The 17,965-nt window shown below is 67.6% G+C and carries 19 protein-coding genes; 7 read left to right on the forward strand and 12 right to left on the reverse strand.

Going from position 1 to position 17,965, the window contains the following annotated elements; translation table 11 throughout:
* Positions 1 to 102: 102 nt before the first annotated feature.
* Together BM286_RS12085 and BM286_RS12090 are read right to left on the reverse strand one after the other, a co-directional pair.
* On the reverse strand, positions 103 to 789 hold the full coding sequence (locus tag BM286_RS12085) for an SCO family protein (protein WP_092922596.1): 687 nt from the start codon (positions 787 to 789) through the stop codon (positions 103 to 105).
* Between the two features lie 96 nt (positions 790 to 885).
* Complete coding sequence (locus BM286_RS12090; protein ID WP_092922599.1) at positions 886 to 1,389, reverse strand: winged helix-turn-helix transcriptional regulator; 504 nt, start codon at positions 1,387 to 1,389, stop codon at positions 886 to 888.
* 113 nt (positions 1,390 to 1,502) lie between these two features.
* Between BM286_RS12090 and BM286_RS12095 the strand changes: the two genes are divergently transcribed.
* A complete protein-coding gene (locus tag BM286_RS12095; protein ID WP_394327280.1) occupies positions 1,503 to 1,862 on the forward strand; it encodes a DUF7471 family protein in 360 nt (119 codons plus the stop codon).
* Positions 1,863 to 1,943: 81 nt separating this feature from the next.
* Here the strand turns inward: BM286_RS12095 and BM286_RS12100 are convergent, their stop codons facing one another.
* The 4 genes from BM286_RS12100 to BM286_RS12115 form a co-directional block, all read right to left on the reverse strand.
* Positions 1,944 to 2,516: a nitrous oxide reductase accessory protein NosL gene (locus BM286_RS12100; RefSeq protein ID WP_092922602.1), complete on the reverse strand. Its 573-nt coding sequence runs from the start codon at positions 2,514 to 2,516 to the stop codon at positions 1,944 to 1,946.
* Positions 2,517 to 2,651: 135 nt separating this feature from the next.
* Positions 2,652 to 3,515, reverse strand: a complete 864-nt coding sequence (locus BM286_RS12105; protein ID WP_092923277.1) for a copper ABC transporter permease — start codon at positions 3,513 to 3,515, stop codon at positions 2,652 to 2,654.
* A 14-nt stretch (positions 3,516 to 3,529) separates the two neighbouring features.
* On the reverse strand, positions 3,530 to 4,402 hold the full coding sequence (locus BM286_RS12110) for an ABC transporter ATP-binding protein (protein ID WP_092922605.1): 873 nt from the start codon (positions 4,400 to 4,402) through the stop codon (positions 3,530 to 3,532).
* The gene (locus BM286_RS12115; protein ID WP_092922608.1) at positions 4,399 to 6,498 is read right to left on the reverse strand and encodes a NosD domain-containing protein; all 2,100 of its coding nucleotides are present in this window, start codon (positions 6,496 to 6,498) and stop codon (positions 4,399 to 4,401) included. The genes BM286_RS12110 and BM286_RS12115 overlap by 4 nt, the downstream gene beginning before the upstream one ends.
* Before the next feature lie 354 nt (positions 6,499 to 6,852).
* Here BM286_RS12115 and BM286_RS12120 point away from each other — a divergent pair, with 354 nt between their 5' ends.
* From BM286_RS12120 to BM286_RS12145, 6 genes are all read left to right on the forward strand, one after another.
* The gene (locus BM286_RS12120) at positions 6,853 to 7,686 is read left to right on the forward strand and encodes an MBL fold metallo-hydrolase (RefSeq protein ID WP_092922611.1); all 834 of its coding nucleotides are present in this window, start codon (positions 6,853 to 6,855) and stop codon (positions 7,684 to 7,686) included.
* A gap of 94 nt (positions 7,687 to 7,780) precedes the next feature.
* Positions 7,781 to 9,541 carry an alanine-zipper protein gene (locus BM286_RS12125; protein ID WP_092922614.1) on the forward strand — a complete coding sequence of 587 codons (1,761 nt, stop codon included), beginning with the start codon at positions 7,781 to 7,783 and terminating at the stop codon, positions 9,539 to 9,541.
* A 98-nt stretch (positions 9,542 to 9,639) separates the two neighbouring features.
* Entirely contained in the window at positions 9,640 to 10,545 is a 906-nt protein-coding gene (locus BM286_RS12130) for a hypothetical protein (RefSeq protein ID WP_092922617.1), read from the forward strand.
* A gap of 360 nt (positions 10,546 to 10,905) precedes the next feature.
* Positions 10,906 to 11,286, forward strand: coding sequence for a DUF5805 domain-containing protein (locus BM286_RS12135; RefSeq protein WP_092922620.1), 381 nt, complete (start codon positions 10,906 to 10,908; stop codon positions 11,284 to 11,286).
* Entirely contained in the window at positions 11,279 to 12,310 is a 1,032-nt protein-coding gene (locus BM286_RS12140) for a tyrosine-type recombinase/integrase (protein WP_092922623.1), read from the forward strand. The genes BM286_RS12135 and BM286_RS12140 overlap by 8 nt, the downstream gene beginning before the upstream one ends.
* 211 nt (positions 12,311 to 12,521) lie before the next feature.
* A complete protein-coding gene (locus BM286_RS12145; protein ID WP_092922626.1) occupies positions 12,522 to 13,382 on the forward strand; it encodes a phosphatase PAP2 family protein in 861 nt (286 codons plus the stop codon).
* A gap of 164 nt (positions 13,383 to 13,546) precedes the next feature.
* On the opposite strand, the gene ftsY is transcribed toward BM286_RS12145, so the two are convergent.
* The 6 genes from ftsY to BM286_RS12175 all read right to left on the reverse strand — a co-directional run bounded on the left by ftsY (position 13,547) and on the right by BM286_RS12175 (position 17,964).
* A complete protein-coding gene (gene ftsY / locus BM286_RS12150; RefSeq protein ID WP_092922629.1) occupies positions 13,547 to 14,644 on the reverse strand; it encodes a signal recognition particle-docking protein FtsY in 1,098 nt (365 codons plus the stop codon).
* 15 nt (positions 14,645 to 14,659) lie between these two features.
* Positions 14,660 to 15,115 (reverse strand): prefoldin subunit alpha, encoded by a 456-nt coding sequence (gene pfdA / locus BM286_RS12155; protein ID WP_092922632.1) that lies wholly within the window; start codon positions 15,113 to 15,115, stop codon positions 14,660 to 14,662.
* On the reverse strand, positions 15,115 to 15,291 hold the full coding sequence (gene rpl18a / locus BM286_RS12160) for a 50S ribosomal protein L18Ae (protein ID WP_092922635.1): 177 nt from the start codon (positions 15,289 to 15,291) through the stop codon (positions 15,115 to 15,117). Before rpl18a ends, pfdA begins: the two co-directional genes overlap by 1 nt.
* Positions 15,292 to 15,435: 144 nt before the next feature.
* On the reverse strand, positions 15,436 to 16,251 hold the full coding sequence (locus BM286_RS12165; protein ID WP_092922638.1) for an ABC transporter permease: 816 nt from the start codon (positions 16,249 to 16,251) through the stop codon (positions 15,436 to 15,438).
* Entirely contained in the window at positions 16,248 to 17,222 is a 975-nt protein-coding gene (locus tag BM286_RS12170; RefSeq protein ID WP_092922641.1) for an ABC transporter ATP-binding protein, read from the reverse strand. The genes BM286_RS12165 and BM286_RS12170 overlap by 4 nt, the downstream gene beginning before the upstream one ends.
* Positions 17,223 to 17,298: 76 nt before the next feature.
* On the reverse strand, positions 17,299 to 17,964 hold the full coding sequence (locus BM286_RS12175; protein WP_092922644.1) for a translation initiation factor IF-6: 666 nt from the start codon (positions 17,962 to 17,964) through the stop codon (positions 17,299 to 17,301).
* Position 17,965 lies beyond the last annotated feature (1 nt).

The raw sequence follows: 17,965 nt of genomic DNA on the forward strand, positions 1-17,965 counted from the left end.
AGCACTGGATCCTTTTCGCTGGCTCGATACAGGCGATGGGTTCCAATCAACAACTACGATGCGGAAAACGACGGTAGCTGGCCTCCCTGAACCAAAGAGCTGTCACTCAGTTGCCACTCTTTCGAGGTCGTCGACGAGCCGTTCGATGTCGGTTCGCGGTCCCCGAGCGTACGCCCGCTCGATGATCCCCTGCTTATTGGCGAGAATGATGAGCCCGTAGTGCGGGAAACGATACTCCAGACTCTCGACATCGTCTGCGGGTCGCTTCTCGATCTCCAGACCGAAGTGCTCGTCGTGTATCTCTCGGGCCCGCTCGTAGGTCTCTGGGCGGAGGAAGTGCCAGTTACCCGCGTCGAAGTCGACCCCCTGCTGGCCGGCGTACTCGCGGAGGGCCTCGGCGGTGTCACGCTCGGGGTCGAACGTGGTGGGGAGAAACGCGACCCGGTCGCCGTACCCCTCCTCGGCGGCGGCCTCCTGCCCGCGACGGAGTCGGAGAATGAGCGCGGGACACACCCCGTCCGGACAGTTGGTGTAAAATGACGTCCACAGCACCGCGCGCTCCCCCTCGAACTGGGCCGTCGATATCTCCTCGCCGTGGATCGGGTCGGGGACGGTGAAATCGGGCATATTGTCACCGTAGCTCGGGAATGACGCCTCGCTGAGGTCCCGCTCCGGCGGTCCGAGAACGGTTCCTTCGGCGCCACTACTGCCAAGGACACCAAGACAACCGGCAGTGCCGGCGGTGACTCCCGCGAGGCCGGCTGTTTTACAGAAACTCCGTCGGTCCATGCGCTCACGTATCGGTCCCGCGGTCTTGAGGTATCTGGTGTGACCCTCGAACGCGCCACTCGCGTCCGATCCGGGCGGGTTCGGCCAGTCCGCTCCTCATTCGAAGAGGCTGTCGACGGTCCGAATGAACCGGTCGACGAGCCGGTCCGGCAGCGAGGGCGACACCGCCTCAAGCAGTTCATCCGTGCGGTCCGGGCGGGCCAGCGTGATCGTCATCGGGCGGTCGTCGGACTTCGTGACGATTCCAGCGTCGCTGAGGTTCGAGACGTGCCACGAGACCGTGCTCCGCGCGAGGTCCAACTCTGTAGTTAGGGTTTCCGGGCGAAGGGGACCGTCCGCATGGAGCCGCAGTACGATCTCGCGGGCGGTCTCACGTCGAAGGAACGCGAGCGCGCGCCGTTCCCACGGGTCGAAGGCAGGGTCGAAGTAGTGAGTTCGACCAGCGATTCGTTCGACGACCAACTCCTCGTCGTTCACCAGCCGTCGGAGGTGATACTGCGCCTGTCCGGTGGCGATGTCCAGGTCGCGTTCCACCCGGTTGAAGTGGACGCCGGGCGTCTCGCGGACGTGTCGTCGCACCCGATCCCTGGTCGTCGCCATCCTGAGTGTTCGCCCGTAATCGACTGAGAAATAAAACCTGTCGGGGCGTTCCACTCGCCCGGGAACCGTCACCCGTGTCTTCTTATCACCCCCAACGCATACTGGCCGGTGTCGTGATCGCATCGCTCATCTCGCGGGTCGTCCTCCCGGCGCTCGTGCCACTCACCGTCCAGGGGTCGCCCGTGCTGCTGGCCGTCATCGCGTGCGCCGGGATCGGAACCGGTGCGCTGTTTCTCGTGAGTCTCGTCGCGTATCGACGCCGCCGGACCGGCCGGTACCGACTGATCAGCGCCGCGGTCGGCGTGCTCGTTCTGCGGTCGCTGGTCGGTGCCGGGACCGTGTTGGGGATCGTCCCGATGCCGGTTCACCACTTCGTCGAACACAGCCTCGATTTCCTGATCGCCGCGATGGTTCTCTACGCCGTGTACGCGTACGCGCCGGGCTCGCTGAATGACAGCGCCACCGCGGACTGACTCGATCAGACCCGATCGTGATTGTGCCCGCGCTGCGGCAATCAGTGACCGCCTCCCTCCCGGTCCGTCCGGTTCGTCCGCTCAGTTTCCCGATTGCCGGATCCCTTCGATCAGGGTGCGGTCGATCGCTTCGTAGCCGAACATCTGGCCGCCGTGCGTGTCGATGAACGACTGGGCCTCCGCTTGGTCCGAGAACGGGTGGAGCGCCGGGCCCATTCCACCCATCACGTCGCTTTCGGCGACGTAGATGAGATCGGTCGCGTCGGCGAACGTCTCCGGTGCCGTCGGCGACGGCATTCGCGGCGACCCGTCGCGCTGCCGCACGGTGTAGTCGACGCGCGAGAAGTCGGTCACGTAGACGACGAGCGGCTCCCAGCCGCGGTCCAGCCGATTGAAGTGGTAGGGAAAGAGGCTGTGGACGAGGGTGTGGAACCACGCCGGGTTGCCCTCGTCCCGCGGATCGGCGTCTCGATAGAATATCTGCCCGTTCGCGCCGCCGTGGGGGCCGATCGCCATCCCGTGATCGGTGTCGAACTTTCCCTCGAGATCCACCGGATCGGGGAGCGCTTCCTCGGAGGCGCTCCCGCCGAGACAGCCCGCGAGTCCGGTGACCGCACCGCCGATCCCGGCGGCGACGACGCGGCGTCGGTTCATACTCACGTGTACGCTCACCCGATCATATCCGTTCTGGTGGGAACGTCGAATTTGCCTCACGCAACGATTGGGTGCGTTGATGCCGCGAAGGGAACGGACGACTCGAATTCCGATACGATCCGGCGACCGGATTCCTCACTCCGCGAACCGGAATCGGCTCCGTTCGATTACGGTACTCACGCGCTCCCGGAAGGCGAGCGTTCCGACCGAGGCGAGGCTTCCGAAGAGCGTCCACCCCGCAAGCGAGCCGACCGCCCGGCCGACGTCGACGACGTTCCCCTCCTGCGCGAACGAAACGCCGATCACGGTCTCGAAGACGAGCCCGCGGAAGGCTCCGTTCGGCGTGAGCGCGGCTCGTCCGGCGACCGCCGACGGGTCGGCACCGGCCATCAGCGACTGAATGAGCGCCAGGTCGCCCCCGAGCGTTCCGGCGAGGAACGCGAGGACCGCGACCGCGGCCGCGCCCCGCCGGCTCGTCGCTGCCGCCGACACCCACATCGACAGGGCGAGGAACGCCGCTCCGAACAGCGTGATCAGTGCGAGAAAACGGACGTACAGCAGCGGCGAGTCGACGCCCGCGTGGGTCGCGAAGATTCCGGTGTCAGGGGCGGCGGTCACCCAGACGTAGCCGCCGATCACGGCGAATGGGAGGCCGACGACCGCAACCAACGCGACCAGCCGTGCAAGTAGGACGCCGACGACGTAGCCCGCGACGCCAACTGAATGCGTCCGGATCACGGCGAACTCGCCGCTGACCGCGTCCGCCAACAGCGCCCGATACCCCAGCACGACCGCGAGCAGCGGCACCAGCAGCTCGGCCGGCAGGAGGAGGTCGACAACCGCCGGAACGAACCCCGTCGCGCCACCGCCGCCGACGGCGACCAGAAGCCAGAGCACGGCGAGTAAGCCGACCCCCAGGACGCCGTAGCCGGGCGTGCGCAGGACTGTCGCAAGCTCTCGCCGGAACACGGTCCCTGCGCCGGCAAACGCGTCGGTCACGCCGAGATCCGCGGTCATCGTTCGGATACCCCCGTCACGTGGACATCGCGGTCGCCGTCGTCGCCGGGCCCGTTTCGCTTGTCTTCGGCCGCCGCACCACTTCTCGCTGGGTCTGCGTCGTCGTCGGTCCCGGACAGGGTAGCGTCGCGTCCCGCGGCCTCGTACAGCGCCGTGGTCGTGTCGACGCCGTACTCGTCGCGGAGGGCGTCGAGGTCCCCGGCGGCCGCGACCCGTCCGCGGGCGAGCATGACGACGCGATCAGCGTGGGCATCGACGAGGTCGAGATTGTGTGTACTCACGACGACCGTCACGTCGTCGGTCGCGTGGGCGGCCGCAGTCCGGAACGCCCGCTCGCGCATTCCGGGGTCGAGCCCGCTGGCCGGCTCGTCGAGCACGACGAGCGGCGGATCGCCCAACATCGCCTGTGCGATGCCGAGCAGCCGCTGCATTCCGCCCGAGAGATCCTCGACCGGTCTGTCGGCGGCGTCCGACAGTCCGACCGACGCGAGCGCGGCGTCGGGGTCTCCGTCGACCAGTCGCGCGTAGAACGCGAGCGTTTCCCGAGCGGTGAACCCCTCCCGGAACGGGACCCGCTGGGGGAGGTAACCGATCGACTTCCCACTCCCGTCCTCGACGTTCGGCCGTCGGATCTCCCCGGTGATCGGGGGAACAGTTCCTGCGAGCGCACCGAGCAGCGTGGACTTTCCGGAGCCATTCGGGCCGATCACCACGGTGAGTCCCGGCCCGAACGCGAGTGACACCGAATCAAGCACCGGCACGCCGCCGTACGTCCGGGTGAGGTCGTCGACGACCACGCGATCTGGTTTAGCGCCGTCGACCGCCGACCCGGCATCGGGCGTCCCCTCCGTCGACGAGCGCTCGGTCATGGAGACGCCTCCTCGACCGCTGCCCGTTCGTTCGGCTCGGTACCCCAGTTCGGTCGCGTTGCGTTTCGGTCGTCCGCGGTCATGGGTCGGTCGTCGAGTTGCCGAGCAGCATGGCCGCGGTTATCGATCTGCGCCCGCCAGTCGGCGTGGACCGCCGTCCCGTTCGGGTCCGCGGCCGCCGCGATCCGATCGGGAGCGTACGGCTCCGGCGCCGGTGCCGGATCGATGATACTCCCAGAACGCGCTCCCGCGACGGTGCCACGGAGTCGTTCGAGAAGTTCGTTCACCGGCGACTCGCGGAGCGCGGCGACGGCGGGTTCCCGGTGGAGCGCGGCGTCGATCGGCCACGTCGGGCGGTAGGCGCGCTCGCCCGGCTCGTGGAGTCCCGCGTTCGCTCCCTCCCAGTAGTTGCCGCAGTCGCCGTCGGCCCACACGCGTAGCGGTCCTGCTCCCGCCCCGGCGTGGTGGTCATTCCCCACAAAGTCGTTCGCGACCACGCGGCTCGCGGGCACGACCGTCGTCGCTCGGGCGCCCACCTCGTTGTCCACGACGACGTTGTGCTCGTACAGCGAGCCGCGGGAGCTGGTCGAAAATCCCAGACCGTTGTGTGCGAGCGTGTTGTAACCGATGTACGTCAGCGTGCCGGATGACTGTATCCCGGCCGCCGAGCCGCGGACATCGTTGCCGACGATCGCGTTGCGGGCTGGCCGGGTCATCACCGTGATCCCCGCGAAGATCTCATCTCGGAACGAGTTGTCCGCGATCAGGGCGTCGCCGGTGTACATGAGATGGACGCCGTAGCGGTTCCGTCTGAACGTCGAGTTCCTGACGATCGACCCGTCGGCGCGGTGGAGGTAGATCCCGTCGCGACCGTTCGTGAACGTCCCGTTGGTGACCGTCACCCGGGACTCCATCCCGGTGATTCCCATGAAGCCGTCGTCCCACTCGCCCGTTCCGTTGACCTCGATATCACGGATCACCGCGTCCGATCCGTCCCGCAGGAGAACGCCGCTCGCGTTCGTATCGATCGCCACGTCGTCTATGAACAACCCCGGCGCGTTGAGTCCGCGGATCCCGGCGTCGCCGTAGCCGTATCCGAGTTGGATGTTCGTGTCCCACGACTCCGTCTCGCTTCCTTGCGCGGCCTCTTCGGCCCGTCGTCGGGCCGCTTCGGGATCCCGGGTCCGATTACCGGTGCCGTCGATCGTCAGTCCTGTGACCGCGACGTTCGGAGCCCGGACGGTGATCACCGAACCGTTCCCGCCGCCGCTGACGTGTGCGCCTTCGCCGGCGATCGTGAGGGGTTTCGTGACGTTGATCCGCTCCTCGTAGGATCCAGGCGGCACGACGACCGTCGTGTTCGGCGGGGCCGCGTCGACCGCGGCCGAAATCGTCTCGGCGTCCGCACCGACGGTTACCGAGACGGGGCGGTCGGCGGTTCGCTCCGCGGCCGTGACCCGTCTGTCCGCCACCTCCCACCGTTCCGGTGCCATCGCCCGCGCGACCGCCCCGGAGTCGACGTCGAACGACCGCGTCTGAAGCTCCGCCCAATCGACGGTTTCCCCGCCGTGACTCCCGGTGAACGCCGTTGCCGCGTCCCGAGAGGCAAACGGGATGACCGTCTCGCCGGCGGGCGTCCGAGCCTCGCTGCCGACGACGTAGACCGCTTCCCGGGCGGGCGTCCACGACGACGGTCTCGATTCGGCCGCCGTGAACAACCCCGTCTCAGTCGTCCCCGGTTCGGTTCCGTCGAAGGTTTCGACGTACGCGACGAGCGGATAGCCGAACCGACGTTCGGTGTCGCCATCGTCGAGTCGATCGACGAAGGATTCGACGCCGTTGTATCCGATGACGTACTGAAGCTGCGAGTAAAACACCTGAACGCGCGGGATTCGGCCCGAGTCGGACATTAGCGAGTCCGTCTCCGTAGACAGCCCGAGCTCGACGGTATCATCGTACGCGACGGGGTCGGGCGCGTTCGCCGCAGGGTCGGAGAGAAACGCTCCGGCGACGACGAGCCCGCCGATGGCCGCGAATACGGCAACCCAGGCAAGCACAGCCCGCGATCGGTCGCTGTACGGGTCGAGAATCGCCACGGAACAGGTACGCGTCGTCGGGATATATCTGATCTGGTTCGATTTTCGAATCTCGGTGTGAATTGTCTCATCGCAAAATCGGGTCTCCAGCACCGAACGAGAGGTATTCGACCAGATGGACGAAGACGGTCGTGGCCGTGGAATCGTCTGCCGTCCACGTCGAAAGGGGATCGCGTCCGACGCGGTTCCTGTACTGTGTGTCGACGCGGCCGCGAGTTTTCGTATAGCGATATATGATACATACGTTCGAATCAGAACAGATATGCGTCGTTCGTTACCCGACAGAATTTGCGGCCGCCGGCCGATCGGAAGGACTCCGGAATAATTACCCCCGCCGAATCCGCAGCGACGCTCATGGTCGACTCCGACTGGGGCGACTGGCTGCCGCGCGCTGTCGCGGCCGCCGACCCCGACACGGTGGCGCTGTGGTACCTGGGCTGTAACGGCTTCGCGGTCAAGGGGAGCGGGGGGACCGTCCTCTGGATCGACCCGTACGTCGGGACCGGCGACCCGCCGCGGACGGTCCGGATGATCCCGATCCCCTTCGATCCCGCCGACGTCAACGTCGCGGACGCGGTGCTGGCAACCCACGAGCACACGGACCACGTTCACGGCCCCTCACAGGCCCCGATTCTCGAGAACACGGACGCCGACCTCGTCGCGCCCGACGACTCGCTCGCGGTCGCGCGAGAGGAGGAGCGGTGGACCGACGAGTACGCGGTGAGCGAGGCCGCCTTCACGGAGGTGACGGAGGGCGACGAACTGCGGATCGGCGAGTTCACCGTCCACGTCGTCGAAACGCACGACACGGACGCGACACATCCCGTCGGCTACGTGATCGAACACGAGGCGGGGACGGTGTTCCACGCCGGCGACAGCAAGCCTTCCCCGTCGTTCACCGAGCTCGCCGAGCGGTTCGACATCGACCTCGGAATCCTCGCGTTCGGCTCCGAGGGGACGATTCCCGACGGGGAGACGGGCGAACCGGTCCGGACGAAGTGGTACAGCGACGAAAACGAGATCAGCGCGGCCGCGAACGACCTCGGGCTCGACCGGCTGGTGCCGACTCACTGGGACATGTGGAAGGGGCTGACCGCCGACCCGACCGCGCTCCACGACCACGTTCGGAGCTATGAGTCGCCGGACCAGCTCGAAGTCGTCGAGATCGGCGACCGGATCGACCTCTAAACGGGAGTCGAGCGGCCGTTTTCGCGGGATTTCGGTTATCAACCACGAAACGCGGCCCGTGGAATTTAAACCCCTGCTCCGGGACCGTGCGGGTATGAGCGAACGGACGGCAGAGGCGACGACGACCGTCGACGAGGACGGGATCCGCGTCGAGAAATCCTTCACGGACGACGCGTTCCCCGTGCCCGCGGTGAGGTATCTCCTCTCCTCGAACCGCGAGGACCCCGTACGGGTGCGCATCGTCGATCGGATTCCGGAGTCGTTCCCGATGGACCGGGTGGGGTTCCACCCGGAGTACGAGAGCGAGAACTGGACGGCGTACAAGGACCACCGGGTGGAGTTCGAGCGCGTGATCGACCCCGACGAGAGCGTCGAAACGGTGTTCGGGATCCGGGACGACGACCCCGACCTCGACGGGTTCCTCGGCACGCCGGTGATCGAACACGTGCCCGTCGGCGAGGAGATAGAAGACGTGCTCGGCGCCGGCGACACGGACGCGGTCAGGGAGGTCCTCTCCGGCGACCGCGAGACCCTTCCCGGCATGGCCGAATCCGACGATCTGCCGCCCGAAGAGCCCGATGAATCGCCCCCCCAAGCGCCTGAGCCCGAAGCGACCGGCGCGGATCCCGAAGGCGACAGTGCCGACGAGGCGGAGACCGACTCGCCCGAACCCCGGACGGTCACCGACGACGGCGCGGCGGCAGTGACCGAACACGAGGGCGCGCCGCTCGGAGCCGCGGCCGAATCGGAGACCGAGCCCGACGAGGACGAGCCCGCTGAATCGCCCGCAGTCGACGATTCGGAGGCCGTGGTCGAGGAGGTGGACGAGGGCGTCGACACCGAGGGAGGAGAGGAGGGCGTCGACACCGGTGAAACGGACGATACCGCCGGCAGCCTCCCGGGTGAGGGGGGTCTGGCGGCCGCGCTGGCGGCCGAGATCCGGACGGGCGCGGCGGACGAAGAAGACATCGCGACCATCGAGGAGGCGTTCGACGCGGCCGTTCCCCGCAGCGTCGACGTACGCATCTCCCGACTCCAGTCGAGCGTGGCCGATATCGAGGCGTACGCCGACGCCCTCGCGGAGTTCATCGACGAGGAGGGGACGGCCCGAGAGATCCTCGACGGCATCGACGAGCGCGTCGACGCCGTCGAATCCGAGGTGGACGCGCTCGACGAGCGCGTCGACGTCGCGGACGAGGAGCGCGAGGCGATCGAGTCGGACGTCGAGCGCGTCGATTCCGCGGTCGATTCGACCTCGGACGCCGTCGACGCGGTCGAAACGCGCGTCGACGCCGTCGAGGGCGAGATCGAGGAGGTCGAAGGCGACGTTCGCAACGTGGAGGACGACGTCCGCGACGTCGAGGGCGACGTGCGGGCGGTCGAAGACGAGGTCGCGTCCGTCGACGAGACGGTCGAGTCCGTCCGAGACGCCGTTTCGACGGTCGAGACCGACGTCGACGACCTCACCGCGGACGTCGAGCGGATCGACGGCCAGGCGGACGCCGTCGCGGAGACGGTCGACGACCTAGGCGACGACGTCGAGACGCTGTACGAGGAGGTCGACAAGGCGGCGGAGCGCGCCGAAAACGCCGAGGGTCGGGCCGAAGACGCGGCGGAGCGCGCCGAAAACGCCGAAGATCGCATCGACGACGTGGAGTCCGGCCTCGACCGCTTCGACGAGGAGTTCGACGACCTGTGGGACGACCTCGCGGAGATCGACGCGCGGCTCACCGACATCGAGGACCGCCTCGGCGAGGACCTCGACGACGTGGCCGCCGAGTTGGACGAGATCAACGATCACCTCGACGAACTCGACGAGTTCCGAACTCGTCTCAACGAGGCCTTCGGGCCCTAATTCGACCGTTTACGACGATACACGACTCCTGTCGTCCGGCTCTGTCCGATCGGTTCCAAAACGCAATCCGTTTCACGCGCGCGACCCCATCTCGCCCAATGACAGATCCGGTTCCGGTCGCGGTTCCTCGCAAGGGACGCCCGCTCGAGGCCGTCTTAGAGCGGGTCGCGGCCGTCGCGGACGACGACCGCATCGACCGGCTCGCGGACACCGTGAGCAACACGCTCCGGTACGAGAAGGCCGTCACGAAGGGCGCGGTCGACGCCGACGACGGTCCCTACGAACGGCTCGCCGAGTACTCTGACCCGACGACGGAGGCGAAACCGGAGTTCACGCTGCTGCGCGACGACCGGAACGGGAAACCCCGCCGGATCGTCTTCGACGCCGCAACGGTCGATCTGGGCGGTGTGACGGTCACGCTCGTCGGCCGCGAGGAACCGTTTCGAGCGCTCCGGACCCACGAGTTCGCGCTCGGATTCGACTCCGCCGACCTCGTGTTAGAGGAGGTGGTCGGGATAAGAGCGACCGGGCTCGGTAACATCTCCGACATCAACGACCGAATCGATCCGGTCGACACCGACGTCCGCGTCGTCGGCGGACTCGGTGACACGGTGTATCACACTCTGATGGGGCGCGAGAACGGCCGGGCTCCGAGCGAGACGTTCGACCGCGCGTTCCTCGTCGACTACGAGGGGCCGCTGTGTATCTCGCCCCGGTACGAGCGTCTCGTCACCGCGGTGCTGGGGACTGACGCGCTCGACGGCGTCGAGTTCGTCTATCCCGAGGCCGACGAGGAAGAGGAGGCCGCTATCGCCCGAGTCGGCCTCGGCGTGTACCTCACCGTCACCGGTTCGACCGCCCGCGAACACGGGCTCTCGGTCGGCGAACAGCTGTTCCCCAGTGAGACGGTTCTGATGCGCAACGCGGCCGAGACGGCGGAGTCGGTCTCGCGCGTGCTTCGAGCGCTCGACCGCGAAGCCGCCGACTCGGAGATTCGCGTCTGACGCCGGATACGATATCGCGGGATGCGATATATGCGGTAGTGGTGAGACGGGTATCGACCCCGGCACGTTACCCCGTACTGACCGTCTCGATGCCGCGAGAAAACGGTAGCAGCTGATCGAGTCGTTCCGATCGGAGTGAGCGACCGACGATTCGGCTCGAACTCGCGCGGGTGTTTCGCACGGTTATCCACGAAAAGTATATCCGAAGATGTAGTACTAGATTTTCATAGTAGTAGCCCTAGATTACGAGATATTCAATACACGGCGGTCGGCTAAGAGCACTAGAAAAGAAGATAAGGTCACTTATCCGTAAATCTAGGATAGATTAAAGTCACACGCGCGAGAAACGTCGTTCGAACGATGGGAGGCGATCGACAGTCGGTGAAGACGTACGTCCCGACGGAACAGAAGGACGTCTGGCGAAACCACGCCGACGAACTCGACATGTCGCTGAGCGAGTTCGTCAGGACGATGGTACAGGCCGGGCGCAGGGGGTTCACGCCGACCGAGTCGGCGGGGCACGACGAACCCGCTCCCGAGGCCTCCGACCCCCAGGGTCACGACCTCGAAAGGCGGGTCCACGCGGCTCTCGAATCCGGGCCTCGTTCGTGGGACGAACTCGTCCAGGCCGTCGTCGGTGACGTGGAAGACGAACTGGAGGCGACGCTGGACGACTTACAGGATCGCAACCGCGTCCGATACAGCGGCCGGGACGGGGGATACGTGTTGACCGATGAGTAGCGCCAGAGCGGCTCCCGATCCGGACGACCCGATCGGCTACTTCCTCGAAGACCTCACGTATCACGGGAAGACCGACCGAACCAGAGCGGCGTACGAGCGCGTCCTCCGTCGGTTCGAGGCGTTTCTCGACGAGACCGAACCGAACGCCGCGACGCACCGGGACTGTATGTCGTTCGTCCACTCGCTGCGGGGCGACGCCGCCGACAGCACCGTCGCGACGTACGCGGCGTACCTGCATCGGTTTTACGGGTATATGACGGAAGTGGGCGCCTTCGACGACAATCCGATGACGCTGGTGATGGAGGAGATGGACGAGACCGTCGATAAGGACCCCGCCCGTCGCGACGTCTCGATCCCGGCGATGCGGTCGTTTGTCGCCGGGATCCGTCATCCCCTCCACCGCGCGCTCGTGGTGACGCTACTGAAGACCGGCATGCGGGTCGGCGAGTTGTGTAACCTTGACCTCCGCGATCTGGCCGTTTCCGACCCGGAGCTCGACGCCGCGTACGCGCTCGGCGGGCGCCCCGCGCTGTCCGAGCGACCGGACTCGATATTCGTGACCGCGGAGGCGACCGTCGGCGAGGAACTGAACGGCGAGGCGCGGACGGCCGCCAACAAGCGGAAGCGCGGGACGGTGATCCCGGTCGACGACGAGCTTCGGCGGACGTTGAAGGCGTGGCTCGCGGTCCGACCGGATTCTCCGTCGCCCGCGGACCCGTTGTTCGTCGGCACCGCGGAGGGATGGGGCGAGCGACTCCGGCCGCAGGCGGTCAGGCACGTCGTTGAGCGGTACGCCCGCGAGGAGGGCTGGTATCGGACCGGCGGCGGCGCCGACGAGAACGTTACGCCTCACTACTTCCGGCACTTCTTCACGACGCACCTCAGAGACAGAACCGGCGACCGCGGCGTGGTGAAGTACCTGCGCGGCGACGTCGCCGACGACGTGATCGACACGTACACCCACAACTGGGGCGATCAGGTCCGGGAGACGTACGAGGCGAACGTCTACCGACTGGTTTCGTGAACCAGCCGTCCCGTCGCGTTGGTCGGGTGTCAACGGATCAGGTATGTGTTGTCCAAATACCAACGTATCCTGTTCGCACGAGAACGCGTAAATAGTATTTCGCTATATCTAATTGCCCCAGTCGGTTCTATCAGCCGCGAACGACAAGACGCGAAGGAACGACCGCCGTCCGTGTCACTCATATGTCGCGACGATCCGTGTAAAGACGACGATGGCGCTCCTCGAAGTGACCGCCGCTACCGGCCTCTCGGTAATGGCCGGAACGGCGGTCACAGCCCTCCTCTGTGTCGGGCCTCGACAGGTGTCGCGGGCGATGACCGATGTCGACGAGCGCATCCGCGGGGTCGCCCCCTACCTCGGGGCGGCGGTCGCGCTCCTCGCGGTCAAACAGCTCACGCAGGGGTATCGGCTGCGCTTCTCTCGCGCGCTGGGCTGGAACATCACCGACGAGCTGTACGCGCTGGAAGGCGGGTTCGTGGCGGGCCTCCAAGACGTGACGCCGGAGGCGACGCTGGAGTTCTTCACCGTGAGCTACATGGTCGGGTTCGCGTTCCTCCTCGTCGCGGGACCGATAACGTACTTCCTCTCGGCGGGACGCCGACAGCGACACCTGAAGGAACTGCTCGTCGCGTACATGCTGAACTACGCCGTCGGCACCGTCTGTTACACCCTGTTCATCTCGTACGGGCCGCGAAACCACTTGGAGACCGTCTCCGGACTGATGTACCGGGTGTACCCGCAGACGCAGGACCTCACCGCGGCGGTGGCGTCGAATACCAACGTGTTTCCGTCGCTCCACACCTCCCTGTCGGTGGCCGTCGTCGCGGTCGCCTGGCGCTCGCGACGGACGCATCCGCGCTGGACGCCCGTCGCCGCCGCGGTCGCGGTCGCCGTGGTGTTCTCGACGATGTACCTCGGCATCCACTGGCTCACCGACGTCGTCGCCGGCGCCGCGCTCGGCGTCGGGTCGGTGTTCGCCGCGGTGCGGATCGTGGACCGGGCGGAGTCGCGGTCGCTCACGGCTCGCGACGACACCCACGAGGAACCGGCCGGCCGGGCCGGCGACGATTAGGGGAACGACGGTCCTCCGACCACGGACCGCGACGACGAGGCCGGAGCGAGAGACGGCGGTCACCGCTTCCGCGAGCCCCGACTAGCCGGTGTTCCGAATCCCGATGAACGCGAGCGGAGAGACCGTTCAGACGGAGAGCGTCCGGACCGAGCTCGTCTCGGGGGTCACTCCTCGTCGAGCAGGCTCTCGACGAGGGCCTCGGGGTCGAACCGGGTGATGTCGTCGTACCCCTGTCCGGTGCCGAGGAAGAGGATCGGCTTGCCGGTGACGTACGCGACCGAGATGGCGGCGCCGCCCGAGGAGTCGGCGTCGGCCTTCGTCAGGATCGCGCCGTCGATCGCCGCGGCGTCGTCGAACTCCTTCGCGCGGTTGACCGCGTCTTGGCCCGCGACCGCCTCGTCGACGAAGAGGGTCATGTCGGGGTCGACGACGCGGTCGATCTTCTCCAGTTGGGCCATCAGGTCGTCGCTTGTGTGGAGCCGCCCCGCCGTGTCGCCGAGGACGACGTCGATGTCGTTCGCCTCGGCGTACTCGACGCCGTCGTAGATGACGGCCGCCGGATCGCCGCCCTGATCGTGGCTGATCAGGTCCCGGCCGAGCCGGTCGGCGTGTTCGCGGATCTGCTCGTTCGCGCCCGCGCGGTAGGTGTCGCCGTTCGCGAGGACGGACGAGTAGCCGCGGTCTGCGAGCCACTCCGAGAGCTTCGCGATGCTCGTCGTCTTCCCGACGCCGTTGACGCCGGTGAAGACGATGGTGACGGGCTTGTCCGCCTCGGCGATCCGCTGCTCGAAGTCGAACTGCCCGACGGCGATGACGTCGAGGAGGGCGTCGTGAAGCGCCGACTCGACGAGTTCGCCGGTGGTCTCGACCTGCTTGCGGGACTCGCCGAGCATGCTCTCGCGGACGCTGTCGAGGATCTGCTCGGCGACGCTCATCTCCACGTCGCTTTCGAGCAGCGCCATCTCGAGGTTCCACAGCGGCTCCTCTAAGTCCTCCTCCTCGATGATAATTCGCCCGGTCGCGAACGCCTTCGCGCGCTGGAAGGTGCTCGGTTCGTCGTCGTCCGAGGTCGTCTCGTCGGCCTCGACTGCGTCGGCTTCGGCGGCGGTCGCCGCAGCGCCGCCTTCGGGGGCCTCGTCGCTCGCGTCGGCGTCGCTCCCCGGGGCCGCTCCCTCCTCGGGGGACGCCTCCTCGTCGACCTCGGTCGACGCTTCGACGTCCTCTCGGAAGCCCGAGAGCTTGTCTTTCAGTCCGTCGAACACGGTCTGACCCTCGTCTTACTCCTCTCCGTCCTGCGTCTGCTGCATCTGCTGCATCTGCTGTTGCTGCATCTGCTGTTGCATCTGCTGGGCCTGCTGTTCGAGCTCGTCGCTCTCGGACTCCAGCTCTTCGACCTCCGCCTGCGTCTCTTCGATGCGGTCGTCGAGCGCCTCCTGCTTGCGCCGGAGGACGTCGATGGCGTCGTCCTGCTCCTGCTCCGCGGAGTAGTTGCCGCCGAGCGAGACGATGACCTCGTCGATGTCCTGGACCTCGGCGCGGAGGTACGCGCCGCCGCCGAGCGGGACCTGAACGGTCGCGCCCGTGTCGAGGGTCTCGATGGCCTCGACCGCGTCGTCGATGTCGGCCTTCTCCTCGCGGTAGTCGGCTATCTCGGCTTCGAGCGCCTCGATCTCCTCGTCGAGCGCCTGGATCTCCTGGGAGAGCTGCTGAAGCTGCTGTTGTCCGCCACCCATCATGCCTCGGACACCTCCTCGATGTCGATCTGGGTGCGCTTGCGGTTGTGCTGGCTCCCGACGTTGGTGTAGATTCGCTCGCGGGCGAGGTCCTCGTTTTCCGCCTCGACGTCCTTCGTGAACGGCTGATCGCCGTCTCGACTCTGGAACCGTCCACTCACCGTGTACGTACTCATGTTTCCCGATGTGGCAGGGACAGGGAAGTATCTTCCTAAAGGGGGACAGGCCGCCGCGTCGACGAGGGGGGCTTCCGAGCGGGAGATATTCCCAGCGGGGGACCCTCCCAGCGAGAGGTCTCCCGAGCGGCTCCGCCTTCCGAGTCACCCCGAGAGATCCGCGCGCCGGAACCGAACGACGGCGAGCGCGACGAGGACGACCGTCGCCGCGAGCAGGACCGCCGCGCCCGTCGAATCGTACTCGCCCGATACGAGGACGGCGGACGGGTCGTAGTGCGCCGTCGGACTGAGATCCCCGACCGCCGCGTAGTCGGTGCTCGCCGCGACCGACTCGAGCATGAACAGCGCGAACAGCGCGCCGAGCGCGACCCGCTGAGCGATCCCCGGCCGCGAGACGAGCGTCGACACGGCGATGCCGAACGCGACGCACGTCAGGTGGTACGGGACCGCGAGCGCGTGGACCGCGACGAGCCGCTCGACCGCGATCGTCTCCCCGACCGCGAGGACGCCGACGTACGCGACGACCGGTACCACGAGGTTCAGTAGGGCGACGAGCGGCACCAGTCCGAGGAACCGCCCGATCACGACGTCGCGGCGCGCGACCGGCGCCGACAGCGTGAGGTCCATCCGGCCGGAGGCGACGTCGCCGGCGATTGTCCCCCCGGCGAGGTACGCGAGGTAGAGGCCGACCAAGAGCAGCCACGCGAACTGGTAGAACTCCACCGCGAGGAACCCCTCGACGGAGGAGATGGCGATGATCCCGAACGCCTCCCGGACCGCCGGCGGAAACGCCTCGACGTAGGCGTCGAGGTCGACTCCGGACGTCGACAGCGACGGGTAGAAGGCCAAAAAGAGGAGTAGCGCCGCCGAGAGCAGCCCCGCCACCGCGAGCGACCCGCGGGCCCGGCCGGCGGCGTCGTAGCGCGCGATCGCGAGCCACGGCGCCGGGCGGTCGCTCATCGGGCGTCACCCCCCGATCCCGCGGTCGCGTCCCTCGACGCGTCGCTCCCGCCGCTGCCGGTCGGTCTCGGTCCGCCGCCCCCGCTCGGCCCCGGCACGTCGCCGTCGTAGAAGGTCATGAACGCCTCCTCGAGCGGGGCGTCGACGACGTCGAGGTCCAGCACGGTGTACCCCGAGAGCAGGTCGATCAGCGCGTCGTACTCCCCGGTCCACGTGAACGAGACGGTCTCGCCGACGCGGAGGTTCATCGCGCCGCGGACCTCGAAGTCGTCCCGGTCGACGTCCTCCGCGACGCGGACGCGGACCTGTTTGCCGCCGCGAGACCGGAGGTCCGAGACGGACTCGACCGCGGCGAGATGACCATCCCTGAGGACGCCGACGCGGTCGCACAGCGCCGCCACCTCGCCGAGGACGTGCGAGGAGAGGAGGACGCTCGCCCCGTCGTCCACGCGTTCGCGCACCAGGGCGGCGAACTCCTCTTGGAGCAGCGGGTCGAGCCCGGAGGTCGGCTCGTCGAGCAACAGGAGATCCGGGTCGTGCATGAACGCGGCCACCAGCGCCACCTTCTGCCGGTTGCCCCGCGAGAGGTCTGCGATCCGACGCGACTCGTCCAGGTCGAACCGGTCGACGAGGCCGTCGCGGCTCGACTCGCCGCGGAGCGCCGCCTGGTGGTCGAGGAACGCCGCCGCGGTGCGGTCGCGGTCGAGCCCCGGGTCGCTGGGGAGGTACCCGATCCGCTCCCGGGCGCGGCGCGACTCGACGGGGTCGGTGACGTCGTGTCCCAGGAGCGTTCCGCCGCCGCTCGTCGGGGACAGGAATCCCAGGAGCGTGCGGATCGCGGTCGTCTTCCCCGCGCCGTTCGGCCCGAGGAAACCGAACACCTCGCCCTCCTCGACGGTGAACGAGACGTCTTCGACCCCGCGGACGTCGCCGTAGTACTTGCTCAGGTCTCGGCACTCGATAGCGGGCATGCCGCACGCAACTCCGCTGGGGCTTATAAATGTGGGAGCCGGCGACGAACTGAAAACGGGGGAACGGAGGACTGGTTCAATCGATGAAGCCGAGCGTCTCTTCGATCCGGCCGAGTTCGGGGCCGGTCGTGTCCTCGCCGACGACGTACCCCTCGTCGGTGGCGACGAGGCCGGAGCCGACGAGCGGCGCGCCGTAGTTGACGGTGCCGAGGTCGGCGCGGACGTCGAGCGCCTCTTCGACCGCCTGAAGCTCCGACTCGGTCGACTGGGGGTGACAGAGCACGCCCGTGTCGTTGGCGACCGCCGCGGTGCCGACCGTCCTGACCCCGCCGAGGTCGCCGCGGGTGACGGGGACGTCGAGGGCGTCCTCGACCGTCTGGACCGCCTCGCGCGAGAGGTCCGGGTGGACGTACGCGCCGTAGTCGTTCGCGAGGACGACGTTGCCGGCGGCGTTGATCTCGCCCGGGAGTTCGGCGGCCGGGACGCCGGCGACGTCCGCGATCCGGTCCTTCTCGCGTTCGGTCGCGCGCGAGGAGACGAGCACGCCGTGCTCGTTACCCGTCGCGAGCGCCCCGACCGTGTTCGACCGTCCGACGGTCGTCAGCAGCGGCTCGGCGCCGAGTTCCGCCGCGAGGTCCTCGGCGAGGCCCTCGTCGACGTCCGGCCGAACCAGGAGGAGGTCGTCGACCGCGCGGGCGAACACGCCCACGTACGACGATCCGGTGAAGGTCGCCCGTAACACG

Origin of the sequence: Halorubrum sodomense (assembly GCF_900111935.1) — an archaeon.
In the GTDB taxonomy this organism is placed as follows: domain Archaea; phylum Halobacteriota; class Halobacteria; order Halobacteriales; family Haloferacaceae; genus Halorubrum; species Halorubrum sodomense.

Bases quoted from the DNA above. Each gene is read 5' to 3' on its own strand.
- BM286_RS12085 (WP_092922596.1), bottom strand. From the start codon at position 789: ATGGACCGACGGAGTTTCTGTAAAACAGCCGGCCTCGCGGGAGTCACC.
- BM286_RS12090 (WP_092922599.1), bottom strand. From the start codon at position 1,389: ATGGCGACGACCAGGGATCGGGTGCGACGACACGTCCGCGAGACGCCC.
- BM286_RS12100 (WP_092922602.1), bottom strand. From the start codon at position 2,516: ATGAACCGACGCCGCGTCGTCGCCGCCGGGATCGGCGGTGCGGTCACC.
- BM286_RS12110 (WP_092922605.1), bottom strand. From the start codon at position 4,402: ATGACCGAGCGCTCGTCGACGGAGGGGACGCCCGATGCCGGGTCGGCG.
- BM286_RS12120 (WP_092922611.1), top strand. From the start codon at position 6,853: ATGGTCGACTCCGACTGGGGCGACTGGCTGCCGCGCGCTGTCGCGGCC.
- BM286_RS12125 (WP_092922614.1), top strand. From the start codon at position 7,781: ATGAGCGAACGGACGGCAGAGGCGACGACGACCGTCGACGAGGACGGG.
- BM286_RS12130 (WP_092922617.1), top strand. From the start codon at position 9,640: ATGACAGATCCGGTTCCGGTCGCGGTTCCTCGCAAGGGACGCCCGCTC.
- BM286_RS12135 (WP_092922620.1), top strand. From the start codon at position 10,906: ATGGGAGGCGATCGACAGTCGGTGAAGACGTACGTCCCGACGGAACAG.
- BM286_RS12140 (WP_092922623.1), top strand. From the start codon at position 11,279: ATGAGTAGCGCCAGAGCGGCTCCCGATCCGGACGACCCGATCGGCTAC.
- BM286_RS12145 (WP_092922626.1), top strand. From the start codon at position 12,522: ATGGCGCTCCTCGAAGTGACCGCCGCTACCGGCCTCTCGGTAATGGCC.
- pfdA (WP_092922632.1), bottom strand. From the start codon at position 15,115: ATGGGTGGCGGACAACAGCAGCTTCAGCAGCTCTCCCAGGAGATCCAG.
- rpl18a (WP_092922635.1), bottom strand. From the start codon at position 15,291: ATGAGTACGTACACGGTGAGTGGACGGTTCCAGAGTCGAGACGGCGAT.
- BM286_RS12165 (WP_092922638.1), bottom strand. From the start codon at position 16,251: ATGAGCGACCGCCCGGCGCCGTGGCTCGCGATCGCGCGCTACGACGCC.
- BM286_RS12170 (WP_092922641.1), bottom strand. From the start codon at position 17,222: ATGCCCGCTATCGAGTGCCGAGACCTGAGCAAGTACTACGGCGACGTC.